We start from the raw sequence: 12,914 nt of genomic DNA on the forward strand, positions 1-12,914 counted from the left end.
TCAATCGTAGCCGGATCAAAGCCGACCGGCGTGTAGTAGATCGAGGAACGGCTGATTTTGAGCAGCTTGCACTGGCGCGTAAGGCTCAAGCCAGTGTTCTCTTTACGGATCATCTTTCGGCGTTCAGACGGGCTCATCGCTTCAGCCCTTGTGACAAAAAATCGTTTTCCACCGCAAGCTTGCCGATCTTGGCGTGAAGCTCTTTGATCTCGCCATCCTTGTTCTCAGCCTTCTTGACCTTGTCTGAGAAAACGCCTGCCATGCCTTCAATCGCTTGCCGTTTCCATGTGCTCACCTGCGTCGGATGCAATTGCCGCTTGGCCGCGATCTCCTGCACCGTCTTGTCACCGCGCAGCGCCTCAAGCGCCACAGCAGCTTTAAACTTGTCTGAAAAGTTCCGTCGCTTTGTCATTCTCGTATCCATTCGTGCGCGTTGGATACATCTTAGCACGCTGTCCAAATTTGCCGGACCACTTCAATAATGCCGATCGAGGAACTCTGCGCACGCGCAATTCAGGAACTGAGAGAGGTTGCCGACGGGCTACGGACCGCCGATATCGCCGCCAATGCGACCGACCGCCGTATGATGCTTCGCTCTTTCGCTTTGCTTTCGGACGGCAAGGCGATCGGAACGGACGGATACCTGCAGCTCGATCCGGTCATTCGCATGCTCGAAGAGCAATTCGATGCTGAGCCAATCGATATCTTTCAAACTTTCGATGGACATAACGATCCCGAAGAAGGTGCGGTCGGAACTGTCGTGACTCACCGTATCATGAGTGATCTCGGCGAGGAAATTGCCATCTGGCTTCGGCGTCTACGCGCTCTGTGTAAGATGTTGCAAGTTGCGGAGTCCCGCATTTCGGCGGAGCGGCTGATCAACCGCCGCATGCAGTTCTGATCGGCAATACTGAGAATTGGCATGGTCGGCGCAACATCGGCGCGCGGTCCGTGCCATTTTTATGAACGAGCGCTGCGCACTGTGTCCGGGGCCCGAGGCATCAACCTTCCGCCCAAGTCTTGCGATGATCCGACGGATGCATGACGCTCTTAGTGTTTGACGTCCCGAACGGTGACGCAGTGCGATGCAGGGCACATCATCGATGATCTGGATGTCGCTGACGTAGAGCTGAAGAATTTCTTCGCTCCGAAGTCCCATGCGCACTGAAATAAGCGATGCCCAAAACATCGGATCACCGGCTTCATCGAGCTGCTCCTGGAAGATCGGTGAGCGAAACAGTCCGTCGAGCTTGCCAGACCACGTCAGGCGCTCATTGTCCTGGGCTAATCCTTCAAAGCACGAACAGCGTGATGAGCCAGGCAGGCCCGAAGCATGAAGCCATTGGTAGAGCATGGACGCTGTTCAGAAATTAGTCATGCAGGGCGAACAGGAAGTCGCGCCAGCAAGAGGGCGTGCCGGTCAGTCTATGAGACCGAGCGTGCGGGCCCGGGTGACTGCCTCGGCGCGGCTGTGGACCCCGAGCTTCTTGTAGGCGCGCTCTGCTCGTTGCTTCGCGGCTGCCCGTGAGATGCCGAGTTTCTCGGCGATGACCGCGAAGGTCAACGGGGTAGGGAGGTAGCGCAGGACCAGTGCCTGAGCCATGGTAATCGATGCCGCCTTGATGGTGGCGGCACCGTCTGCAACAGCCTCGGCGGCTGCTTCGTGGGCAGCGGTAGCGATGAGGTCGGCCGCGATCAAGGCGTCGACGGCCTCGTTGGCGGCTGCTTCCTCCACAAGCCCTGCAGTGATCAGCGCTTGTATGGCGCGTGCGGCGGCAGCACCGCCGATTGCTTCGGAGGCTGCGATAGACTCAGCTGCATGGGTCTGTGCCGCCAAGGCAAGGAGCAATGCGCGGGCTTCGGCGGCCTGTGCTGCAGCAATCTCCGTCGCTGCCTGCTCCATCGCAGCGACCTCAGCGCCGACCAACAGCCCGGTTTCGGGCGTGAGGAATCCGTCTCCCAACAATGTGCCACCGGTCTCGGCGATCACGTTGAACAGTGGCTGAGCCCAACTGTGCTCAATGAGCAGGAATGCGAGTGCCGTACCTGGCGCAAGGGACTCGGTCAGTGCCCAGGCGCCCGCCGCATCGAAGCCCGAGAAGCCATCGCTCTCGTCGGTTTTCACGTGATTGGCACCGTCAAGTGGGATAATGCTCGCCAGGAGAACGCCGAAGTCCTCGTTGTCGCCGATGACGAGGCACTGGATCGTGCCGTCCTCGTCCCTACCAAGGAAGAGCATGTCGATGAGGCGCAACATTCCTCAACCTTGCAGTCGATCAACCTCGGCCAAGACCCGGACTTCGCCGTCGGCGCCGGGACCGAAACCCACCGCGATCACTTGCAACGGACCAGACATTATCAAACTCCACAGCGTGATTGCCGGATATTGCTGGCTGCCCTCTCCGCTCGCCTTGATGCAGATCAGCCTGGGCGCGACGAAACTGAAAGAATGTTTCTATAGACGACTGGCAGTATCATGGGCTGGGAGCACAGCGCCGCCCCGGTCTCGAGATCGCGCTCCAGGGCGATCTTGAAACAGGGATCATGGCGCAGGTCAGCAGCGTCATTGCCGTCTTGATAGCCAGCCGCCATCATCATGATCCGGAAGAGAATGATAGCCTGATTGCTGTGCTGCACCTTGCTTGGATCGCGTGGGTCGTCCATGCAAGAGGCCATCAAGCCCGCCAGACCTTGTCGGCGCTCGATTTGGCAGCCCTTCTTTTCCCGCCATAGGGACCGCAATTTTTGAGGCAGACTTTCAAATTTCCACGTATGCCCTGCTGATGCGAGGAAGTTTGGCCTCGCTATTGCGTAGCATATCTACCTGTTCCTCAATTACTCCTTTCCCGCTTGTCTGCAAATGTTCTGCACGCTGCGCGGTGGCGCTCTTCAATGATGGCGGCAATATCCGAAAGCATCATGAGCCGCGTAGCTTTCTGGCTTTCGTCGAGTCGAAAATACGGTATCCGGACGTCACCAGCGTCAGCTTTCTTGGCCAGTGTATCGGCCTCATATCCCCAGTATTGTGCTGCGGCCTCAAGGGGGATCACAGGGACACCGCCGAAGTGAGCCAAGAGCATTTCGAGTGTTGTCATCGTTGCCTCCGAATGTCTGCTACGGAGGAAGTGGGATCACCCGGATTGACGCGGAAAGGTTTTTCTGGCTTCGGTAGGTAACGTGACGTCACAAGAAGGTATTGTCGGAGCGCCAGGCGCACCGACCTTCGTTGTATTACAAGCAATCAAATGGCAGCCCAGTATTCCAGAACCCAGTCCAGCCAGACCCAATTCTTGAATTTGTCACCCTTCTTTTCGACGTTCACGTAGCGATCCAAGCAGTCGCGCGACTGATGCCCGGAGGTTTTCATGACGAAATGGTCCCGTTTCCCCTTCTCGAACAGGCGGCTGATACCTTCGTGCCGGAGATCATGAAAACGGAGATCGTCGATCTCGGCACGCTGCCGGTGGCGGCGAAAAGCGGTTCCCACCGACCGCGGATTGTAAGGGAAGATGAACTCTGATGTCCTGGGCATGGACAAAATAATTTTCAACGCCTGCGGAGTGAGTTTCACCCAAACATTGTTGACCTTCTTCTTGCGAGGGTGCTTCATCTCCCGAACCAAGATCTTTCGGTCAGTGACGTTGAGGTCGCTCCAGCGAAGACGGCAAATTTCACTGAGGCGGCGACAGGAGAAGATGGCGAACACACTTATGGTGATGACGGGTATTTTTTGCCTCTTGTTCGCGAGGACTGCATCAAAGATCCGGTCAAGCTCTTCGAGCGAGGGACGCCGTTCACGTGCTTCGGACCGTGCCAAGATTTCGTCATGCCACAAGACCTTCATGGCGCGAACGACGGCACCGTAGGGGACATCCTCGTCGCGTTCAGCTGCCCACTTCAACGATGAGGCCAGCATTGTCATGTAGGTCGCGGCGGTTTGCGGCAACATCTCCAACTTGAGCAGGTCCTCTGCGACGTCTTGGAACCATTTTAGGTCAATCGTTGACGCAGGTACCTTGCAGCGTTCGTGATTGATGAGGAAATTGAGATTCTGAGTTGCGCTCGATTCGACGCTTCGCCCCTTGTCCTTCCTCTTCTGGATGAGATCGCAAACAAGGGGTCCCGTTTTCGCACCGTCCTCTTGCGAGGGAGCGAGCAGACCCAGTTGTATCTGGGCCAACGTGTCATCTCGCCACTTCTTGGCGTCCTCAAGGCTTGAGAACGTCTTGCTTACATTGATTGGCCCCTCTTCGGTCCTACGACGAATTTGCGCGCAGTATCTTGGCAGACCGTCCTTCGGATCTCGGGCCGAAATGAAGGGCTCGTCCGAGCAGTCTTCTGCCGCGGGCAGGCTATGCCCTTTCTTCGAAGTTTGAGCCCGCTTGGTCTTATTCGAACTCCGCGATGCACTCTTGTTGCTCTGCCCGGACCTCTCAACAGGTGGCGTTTGGGCGGGCACTCCTACATGTGAGGAAAATGGAGAGCCCGCCGCGCGGCCACGGGAGATTTGCTGGAGCAGAGTTGCGGAGCTAACTTGGGTCGTATGAGACATAGTTGTCCCTCTCTTGTTGATCATCAAGAATTTGGTGTCATTCCGATCTGGCCGAAAACTGCGGGATTAGGGTAAGTTCATGCGCCGCCAGATTCGGACGGTCAGCTTGTCCGTGGCGGGGCTCTGGTTCGGACGTGACGGGCGCGGCGGATGTTGCTACTGGGTAGCAAGCGATGTTGGAAAACCCAGAGAAACCGAGGGAAACCTCCGGGAATCACAAGAAATGCCAGTAGGTGGATGCAAGTCGAGGTGTTGTTTAAGAATATGAAATTAAACGCAAAATCCGCTTCACGGCTTGCCGTGGCACCCATGATGGACTGGACTGACCGGCATTGCCGGTTTTTTCACCGTCAGCTCAGCCGCCATACGCTTTTATACACCGAGATGGTGACTGCGCCGGCGCTGGTGCGCGGGGGGGCGCTGCATTTGCTTGCGCATGACGTGGCAGAGAATCCGGTCGCGTTGCAGCTTGGCGGCAGCGATCCCACCGAGCTGGCGCAGGCAGCGCGGTTGGGGTGGGACGCGGGCTACCCGGAGGTCAACCTGAATTGCGGCTGTCCGTCCGACCGCGTGCAATCGGGCAGTTTCGGCGCGGTGCTGATGGAAAACCCCGCGCTTGTGGCGGAAATCTGCGCCGCCATGATCGCCGCCGGTCCGGCCGAAGTGACGGTCAAATGCCGCATCGGGGTGGATGACCAGACGCCGGAAGAGGTATTGCCGCGCTTTCTGGACGCAATACGCGCGGCCGGTGTGACCCGTGTCACGATCCATGCGCGCAAAGCGTGGTTGCAGGGCCTGAGCCCCAAGGAAAACCGCGATATTCCGCCACTGGATTACGCGCTGGTCACGCATATGAAGGCGACGTTTCCCGACATGCACATTGCCGTCAATGGCGGGGTCGAAGATCTGGACGCCGCGTCCGGTTTTCTGGATGCGGGACTGGACGGCGTGATGGTGGGTCGTGCCGCCTATCACCGGCCATGGGACATTCTGGCCCGCGCCGATAGCCGCATTTTCGGGCAACCCGATCCGGTGCAGACCCGTGCCGACGCTGTGGCCCGGATGCTGCCTTATATCGAGCGGCAGATGGGGCAGGGCACACGTCTGGCACAGGTGACGCGGCATATGCTGGGGCTGTTCGCGGGCCAGCCGGGCGCTCGGCAGTGGCGGCGGGTTCTGTCGGAGAACGCGCACAAGCCCGGCGCGGGGCCGGAGCTGTTGGAAACCGCGCTCGAAGCCGTTGCGCAAACCGTCTAGCGGCGCAGCCGCGCCAGCAAAGCCGCGTTGATATACCCATCGGGCGGCAGACCATTGGCGCGCTGCCACGCTTGCACGGCGGCGACGGTGGCAGGGCCGTGCCGACCGTCTATTCCAGCCGTATCATAGCCTTGCGCGTTCAATATGCGCTGAACTTCGGTGCGTTCGGCCAGCGACAGGGCACGGTCCCCGCGCGGCCATTGGCCTTGAAGCGCGCCGCCGCCCGCCAGCCTGTCGGACAGGTGCCCCAAGGCCAGTACATAGGCGTCGGAAATGTTGTATTCTTTCAGCACGTCGTAATTGCCATAGGCCAGAAAGGCGGGACCGTCTGCGCCGCCGGGCAGGACAAGCCGCGCAGGTGCTTGGGGCAGGCGGTCTTGCACCGGCGCAAGCCCCTGCACGGCCCAGTCGGTGCGGCGCTGGCCGGTCAGCCCAAGGTCAAACCCTTGAGGCAGTTTCACTTCCACCGCCCAAGGCTGGCCACGGGTCCAGCCGCGTTTGGCAAGGTAATTGGCAGCCGAGGCAAGCGCATCGGCCGGGTCATCGGCCCAGACATCGGCGGGGCCAGTGCCATTGGCCGCAACCGCATAGGTCAGGTAGCTTGATGGCATGAATTGCGTATGCCCGAACGCCCCGGCCCAAGACCCGATAAACCGCGCAGGCGTGACCTTGCCCATCTGCACCATACGCAAGGCCGCAATCAACTCCTCCTCGAAGAAATCTGCGCGGCGCCCGTCCTTGGCCAGCGTGGCCAGCGAGGCCAGAATCGGTGTGCCGCCGCGGTTCGCACCATAAGAGGTTTCGATACCCCATATGGCGGTGACAATTTCGGGGGGCACGCCGTAGCGCTGCTCTATCCGGGCCAGCGTGGCCGCATGTCGGGCCATCGCCGCGCGCCCCGCGCTGATCCGCCGGGCGGTCACGGCACCGTCCATATAGTCCCAGACCCGCGCGCCAAACTCGCTTTGGCGGCGGTCCAGCGCGACTGTCTGGGGCAGGTGGCGCAGATAGGGGCGGGCTGTGGCCAGCGTGGCAGGCGTGATCCCTGCGGCTTGCGCGCGCGCCTCCAACCCGGCGCGCCAAGTGCCGAAATCGCCGCTGACGGGCGCGTCTGGCCGCGCTTGCGGGCGCGCCGACCGCTCGACATTGGCGGCGACGCAAGCTGGCAACAAGGCCAGAACAAGGACAGGGAGCAGGGCGCGCATAAAACCTCCGTTCAGATGGCAGAACGATAGCGATATACCGCCGATTAACCAAGGATCGCTTAACACTCCTGCGGTTTTCCGCTACATTGTTTCAAAACATAAACATAGAGCAGCCCAATGATCGTTTCCCGCCGTGTCTTTGTTGCCGGTGCCGCCAGCCTGTCGCTTTCCGCCTGCATGGGCGGTGGTATTCGGGCCACCACGCCGCGCGCCACCAGCCCTATGCGCCCGCAGCCCAATGCCGCTTTTGACGCGTGGCTGAACGCTTATGCAGGCCGCGCACGCAGTGCCGGAATTGCGCCGCAAGTGGTGGACCGCGCTTTGGCAGGCGCGGGGTTTCTGCCCGATGTCATTGCGCGTGACCGCCGCCAGACGGAATTCACCCGCACGCTGGAGGATTATCTGGCCATAGCCGCATCGCCCGAACGGATCGCGGGCGGGCGCGCGGCTTTGGCGCGCCACAGCGCTACCTTGCGCGCCATCGAGGGACGTTACGGCGTACCCGCCGAAGTGTTGACCGCCATCTGGGGGTTGGAATCGCGCTATGGCACTGAAAAGGGTGATATTCCGGCGGTTTCTGCACTGGCCACACTGGCCTTTGACGGGCGGCGCGGTGAGTTCTTCGAAAGCCAGCTCACCGCCGCGCTGCGCATTCTGGAACGCGGTGACACGACTTATGCCAATTTGCGCGGGTCATGGGCGGGGGCAATGGGGCACACCCAGTTCATCCCGACCACATATCAGGCCTATGCGGTGGATTTCACCGGCGACGGGCGGCGCGACATCTGGGCCGATGATCCGACCGATGCGCTGGCATCCGCCGCCAACTACCTGTCGCGCATGGGTTGGCAGACGGGACAGCCTTGGGGGCAAGAGGTGCGCCTGCCGGACGGGTTCAACACCGGGCTGGCCGGGCGTGGCGCCACCCGCGGCGATTGGGCCGCACTTGGCGTGCGCGCGGTCAGCGGCACTTTGGCCAATGCGCCTGCATCGCTTATCCTGCCCGACGGGCCACGTGGGCCGGCTTTTCTGGTCTACCGCAATTTCAGCGTGATCCTGCGCTATAACAATTCCGAGCTTTATGGCATCGGGATTGGCCATCTGTCCGACCGCTTGCGCGGGGGTGGGCCAATTCAGGGTGATTTTCAGCCGGATGCAAACGGGTTGCGCTTGGGCGACCGGCAGGAATTGCAACGCCTGCTGACCCGCGCGGGGTTCGACACCCAAGGCGCGGATGGCGTGATCGGTCCCAATTCCGAAGCCGCGATTCGGGCCTACCAGCGCGCGCGGGGAATGCCGGTCACGGGCCAGCCCTCGCGGGCGCTGCTGGAAGGGTTGCGGCGCGGCGCCTAAATCTGCTTTTGCCACCAGCCGCGCCCGCCGCGCGGGTCCACATAGATCACGATCACGTCGCCCACCGTGTGGGCCAGCGCCAGATCGGGGCGCGAAATCAGGGATTTGCCCGCCAAGCCTGTCGCATCCTGCCATGCCACGCGGTAGCGCGCGCGCCCGTTCACCCGCAGCGGCAGTTTGCGGATTTGCGTGACGCGTGCCTCGCGCACCTCGCCATGCAAAAGCGCGCGCCGGGCAGAGCCGACGCGCCCCCAGCCCCAAACCAGCCCCCCCAGCGCGACCAGATCCAAAACGCCGCCCGCCAGCCCGAAAAACACCACACCCAACATGTCGTGCTTGGGGTCGAGCGTGTTCCGCTCCGGCTGGTTCCAGATATAGGTGACGGGCAGATAATCGCCCTCTTGCGTGGCAAGATACACCCCGCGCCCAACTGACTGGCGCGTGGTGATGACATCGCTATAGCCCTCGGGACGAAAGCTGTGGGTTAGGTAGTAGGTGAGCGTCTGATCCCCGTCGGAATCGCGCCGCCGCACGATCTCGCGCGCGATCACCTCGGTTTCGCCGACCACGCCGTCGCGCTGCAATGCCCGGTAATCGGTCCATGACACCCAGGCGACCACCGTGAACGCCAGCCCCAACACCAGCGGCACCGCCAGCCAAACAAGGCCAAGCCGCCAGAACAGGCGCGGGTAGGAAAGGGGTTTGCGATCCATCATGACGCATATCTTGCCCATACGCGCGCAAAAGCCAAGCGGGGCTTTTCCTTGGCGGCATCGGGCGCTAAACACAGGGCCGAACCGACAGGCAAGGGCGCACCCATGGGCATGGACAAAACATTCGACGCGGCATCGGCAGAGCAACGCATCGCAGCACTTTGGGACCGCGAAGGCGCGTTCAAAGCGGGTGCGAACAAGCGCCGCGACGACAGCTTTTGCGTGATGATCCCGCCGCCCAATGTGACCGGCAGCCTGCATATGGGGCACGCGTTCAACAACACGTTGCAGGATATTCTGGTGCGCTGGCACCGGATGCGCGGGTTCGACACGCTCTGGCAGCCGGGGCAGGACCACGCGGGCATCGCCACGCAAATGGTCGTGGAACGCGGTCTGGCCGCCGAGGGCAAAAAGCGCACCGATTTCACCCGCGAGGCGTTTCTGGCCAAGGTCTGGGAGTGGAAAGCGCAGTCGGGCGGCACCATCATCAACCAGTTGCAACGGCTTGGCGCAAGCTGCGACTGGTCGCGCAATGCCTTTACCATGTCGGGCGCTCCGGGTGCTCCGGCTGGTGAAGACGGCAATTTCCACGATGCCGTCATCAAGGTGTTCGTGGAAATGTACAACAAGGGCCTGATCTATCGGGGCAAGCGGCTGGTCAACTGGGACCCGCATTTCGAGACCGCGATTTCCGATCTGGAAGTCGAGAATATCGAGACTGATGGTCATATGTGGCACTTCAAATACCCGCTCGCGGGCGGGGTCACGTATCGCTATGTCGAGAAGGACGAGGATGGCACGGTCGTGGTTGACGAAGACCGCGATTATATCTCCATCGCCACCACTCGGCCCGAAACCATGCTGGGTGACGGCGCGGTGGCGGTTCATCCGTCGGATGAACGCTATGCGCCAATTGTCGGGAAACTCTGTGAAATTCCGGTTGGGCCGAAAGAGCACCGCCGCCTGATCCCGATCATCACCGATGAGTATCCGGACCCCGAGTTTGGCTCTGGTGCGGTCAAGATCACGGGGGCGCATGACGCCAATGACTATGGCGTCGCCAAGCGCGCGGGCATTCCGATGTACCGGTTGATGGACACGCGCGCGCAGATGCGCAGCGACGGCGCGCCCTATGCCGAGGCGGCGGCAATTGCGGGCGCTGTGGCGCGCGGAGAGCGGGATGTGTCAGAGGCAGAGGCGGATGCGCTCAACCTTGTCCCCGACCACTTGCGCGGATTGGACCGGTATGAGGCCCGCAAGGCGGTTGTTGCGGAAATCACCTCCGAAGGACTGGCGGTGATGACCACGCCCGACGACCCGCGCTTGGGGTCGGCCGCCGCGAAACCCGCCCCGGCCGCAGAGCCGGGGCCTCCGGGGGCTGACCAAGAGGTCCCGGATCAGGTCCGGGACGCGCTGGTGCCTTTGGTCGAGGCGAAGAAGATCATGCAACCCTTTGGGGATCGTTCGAAAACCGTGATCGAGCCGATGCTGACCGACCAGTGGTTTGTCGATGCAGCAGATGATCGTCTTGTAGGCCGTGCGCTGGACGCAGTGCGCGACGGGCGTGTCAAAATCATGCCCGAGAGCGGCGAGAAGACTTATTTTCATTGGCTGGAGAATATCGAACCGTGGTGTATTTCCCGCCAGTTGTGGTGGGGGCACCAGATTCCGGTTTGGTATGGGCCGAAGGTTTCCGATGAGGGCGAACTCATCCGAGATGAGTCCGAGATTTTCTGCGGTGTAGATTTCGAAGAAGTTAAGCTAAATGCAATAGCCTTTTACAAGGATCGTCTCGGCTGGATTGACGAGATTGAGGAGTTTGACAGGGATAAACATCCACACATGTCAGAAGCGTCTACAGCCAATCTATGGAACTTTCTTAAAGTTCCTGAAACTGCGCCAAGACCGCAGCCGAAAAACTGGGCCTTCGCATGGCAAGAAAGGAAGCTTAGGATCGGTCGCGACCCCGACGTCCTCGACACTTGGTTCTCCTCCGGCCTCTGGCCCATCGGCACGCTGGGTTGGCCCGATCAAACCGATGAACTGAAACGTTTTTTCCCCACATCCGTGCTCGTCACCGGCCAAGACATCCTGTTCTTCTGGGTCGCGCGCATGATGATGATGCAGCTTGCCGTAGTGGGCGAGGTGCCGTTCCGCGATGTCTACCTGCACGGGCTGGTCCGCGACGCCAAGGGCAAGAAGATGTCCAAGTCCTTGGGCAATGTCGTCGACCCGCTCGAGATTATCGACGATTACGGCGCCGATGCCCTGCGCTTCACCAATGCCGCCATGGCCAGCCTTGGTGGCGTGCTGAAGCTGGATACGCAGCGCATTGCGGGCTACCGCAACTTTACCACCAAGCTGTGGAACGCCTGCCGCTTTGCCGAGATGAACGGGGTTTGGGAGGGGCATAGCACCCAAGCCGCCGCCCCGCAGGCGCAGGCGACCGTCAACCGCTGGATCATATCCGAGACCGCGAAGGTCCGTGAAACGGTGGATGCCGCGCTGGACGACTACCGCTTCAACGATGCCGCCAGCGCACTATACGGCTTTGTCTGGGGCAAGGTCTGCGACTGGTATGTCGAATTCGCCAAACCGCTCTTCGATGGCGAGGACGCCGCCGAGACGCGCGCGACCATGGCTTGGGTTCTTGACCAATGCATGATCCTGCTGCATCCGATGATGCCGTTTATCACCGAAGAGCTTTGGGGCCTGACCGGCGCGCGCCAGAAGCTGTGCGCCCATGCCGACTGGCCGGAATACGGCGCGGACCTTGTCGATGATGCGGCGCTGCGCGAGATGACATGGGTGATCTCGCTGATTGACGCGATACGCTCTGCGCGGGCGCAGTTGCGGGTGCCGGTCGGGCTGAAGCTGAACATGGTGCAGCTTGATCTGGACGACGCGGGCCGCGCGGCGCTGTCGCGCAACATGGCGCTGGTGATGAAACTGGCGCGCATCGCCTCGCTGGAAGAGGTCGCGGACCTGCCCAAAGGCTCGATCACAGTTGCGGTGGAAGGCGGTAGTTTCGGCCTGCCGCTGGACGGCGTGATCGACATTGCGGCAGAGCGTGCACGGCTTGAAAAGTCGCTCGCCAAGGCCGAGAAAGAGCGCGGAGGGATCGAGGGACGGTTGAAGAACCCGAAATTCGTGGCCTCTGCGCCCGAAGAGGTCGTGACCGAGGCCCGCGAGAATGCGGCGCTGCTGGCGGATGAAATCGCGCGGCTGTCCGAGGCTGTCAGCCGTCTGCGCGAATTGGGCTAGGGTTTGGCCGCCCGGCTTGCCGGGCGGAAGTCGACACAGAAAGCGGCCATGTCGGGCGCAGCCAGCAAGGTTTGCGTGCAGTGGCAATAGGCCTGCGCGCCGCCAGGTTCGCAATGGTCGCAATCCGAACAGGTCCCGAATGTCGGTACGCCGCGCTGCCCCGCGATCTCTGTCACGGCATGGCGCACGGCCTTTGCAAGGCTGTCTTGTTGGTCTGGCGGCAGGCCCGCCAGCACCTTGCGCAACCCACCCAACGGGTCACTGGCCAGCATGGATTGGCCAGCATCCGTCACCTCTATCAGCGCGCTGCGCCCGTCGCTGCCATGGGTTTTGCGTGCCAGCAGCCCCATGCCGACCAGCGCCTTGACGGTTTGCGACGCGGTCCCGCGCGTGGTGGCGTGGAATTCGGAAAACGCAGAGGGCGTGCGCGAGAACGGATTGGCACGCGCGAAATAGCGCAGCGCGGTCCATTGCGCGGCCGTTAATGGGCTGTTGGCCGCGCTTTGGGCGAGGCGGGCCAGATGCACCAGCAGATCAGCCAGATCGTCGGGGGGCGTGTGTGTCATGGCA

The 12,914-nt window shown here is 61.3% G+C and carries 11 protein-coding genes and 1 pseudogene; 4 read left to right on the forward strand and 8 right to left on the reverse strand.

Going from position 1 to position 12,914, the window contains the following annotated elements; all coding sequences use genetic code 11:
- Positions 1-133: 133 nt before the first annotated feature.
- Positions 134-412: a transposase gene (locus ROE7235_RS02795; RefSeq protein ID WP_183073294.1), complete on the reverse strand. Its 279-nt coding sequence runs from the start codon at positions 410-412 to the stop codon at positions 134-136.
- A 69-nt stretch (positions 413-481) separates the two neighbouring features.
- Between ROE7235_RS02795 and ROE7235_RS02800 the strand changes: the two genes are divergently transcribed.
- Positions 482-901, forward strand: a complete 420-nt coding sequence (locus ROE7235_RS02800) for a hypothetical protein (RefSeq protein ID WP_121093154.1) — start codon at positions 482-484, stop codon at positions 899-901.
- Positions 902-1,420: 519 nt separating this feature from the next.
- On the opposite strand, the gene ROE7235_RS02805 is transcribed toward ROE7235_RS02800, so the two are convergent.
- From ROE7235_RS02805 to ROE7235_RS02820, 4 genes and pseudogenes are all read right to left on the reverse strand, one after another.
- Complete coding sequence (locus ROE7235_RS02805; RefSeq protein WP_121093155.1) at positions 1,421-2,257, reverse strand: helix-turn-helix transcriptional regulator; 837 nt, start codon at positions 2,255-2,257, stop codon at positions 1,421-1,423.
- Positions 2,258-2,472: 215 nt separating this feature from the next.
- A pseudogene (locus ROE7235_RS02810) lies at positions 2,473-2,709 on the reverse strand (transposase); the annotation flags it as partial.
- 122 nt (positions 2,710-2,831) lie between these two features.
- The gene (locus ROE7235_RS02815; protein ID WP_121093156.1) at positions 2,832-3,095 is read right to left on the reverse strand and encodes a pyocin activator PrtN family protein; all 264 of its coding nucleotides are present in this window, start codon (positions 3,093-3,095) and stop codon (positions 2,832-2,834) included.
- A gap of 146 nt (positions 3,096-3,241) precedes the next feature.
- Positions 3,242-4,552, reverse strand: a complete 1,311-nt coding sequence (locus ROE7235_RS02820; RefSeq protein WP_121093262.1) for a site-specific integrase — start codon at positions 4,550-4,552, stop codon at positions 3,242-3,244.
- A gap of 264 nt (positions 4,553-4,816) precedes the next feature.
- On the opposite strand from ROE7235_RS02820, the gene dusA reads away from it, so the two are divergent.
- Positions 4,817-5,809: a tRNA dihydrouridine(20/20a) synthase DusA gene (gene dusA, locus ROE7235_RS02825; RefSeq protein WP_121093263.1), complete on the forward strand. Its 993-nt coding sequence runs from the start codon at positions 4,817-4,819 to the stop codon at positions 5,807-5,809.
- Here the strand turns inward: dusA and ROE7235_RS02830 are convergent.
- The gene (locus tag ROE7235_RS02830; RefSeq protein WP_121093157.1) at positions 5,806-7,014 is read right to left on the reverse strand and encodes a lytic murein transglycosylase; all 1,209 of its coding nucleotides are present in this window, start codon (positions 7,012-7,014) and stop codon (positions 5,806-5,808) included. The two genes, dusA and ROE7235_RS02830, sit on opposite strands and share 4 nt — an antisense overlap.
- A gap of 117 nt (positions 7,015-7,131) precedes the next feature.
- Here ROE7235_RS02830 and ROE7235_RS02835 point away from each other — a divergent pair, with 117 nt between their 5' ends.
- The gene (locus ROE7235_RS02835) at positions 7,132-8,367 is read left to right on the forward strand and encodes a lytic murein transglycosylase (protein ID WP_121093158.1); all 1,236 of its coding nucleotides are present in this window, start codon (positions 7,132-7,134) and stop codon (positions 8,365-8,367) included.
- On the opposite strand, the gene ROE7235_RS02840 is transcribed toward ROE7235_RS02835, so the two are convergent.
- Complete coding sequence (locus ROE7235_RS02840; protein WP_147434159.1) at positions 8,364-9,083, reverse strand: DUF3592 domain-containing protein; 720 nt, start codon at positions 9,081-9,083, stop codon at positions 8,364-8,366. The genes ROE7235_RS02835 and ROE7235_RS02840 overlap by 4 nt on opposite strands.
- Positions 9,084-9,185: 102 nt before the next feature.
- On the opposite strand from ROE7235_RS02840, the gene ROE7235_RS02845 reads away from it, so the two are divergent.
- Complete coding sequence (locus ROE7235_RS02845) at positions 9,186-12,344, forward strand: valine--tRNA ligase (RefSeq protein WP_121093160.1); 3,159 nt, start codon at positions 9,186-9,188, stop codon at positions 12,342-12,344.
- On the opposite strand, the gene ROE7235_RS02850 is transcribed toward ROE7235_RS02845, so the two are convergent.
- Entirely contained in the window at positions 12,341-12,910 is a 570-nt protein-coding gene (locus tag ROE7235_RS02850; protein ID WP_121093161.1) for a MarR family winged helix-turn-helix transcriptional regulator, read from the reverse strand. The genes ROE7235_RS02845 and ROE7235_RS02850 overlap by 4 nt on opposite strands.
- Positions 12,911-12,914 lie beyond the last annotated feature (4 nt).

This window comes from Roseinatronobacter ekhonensis (assembly GCF_900499075.1).
GTDB classification, from domain to species: domain Bacteria; phylum Pseudomonadota; class Alphaproteobacteria; order Rhodobacterales; family Rhodobacteraceae; genus Roseinatronobacter; species Roseinatronobacter ekhonensis.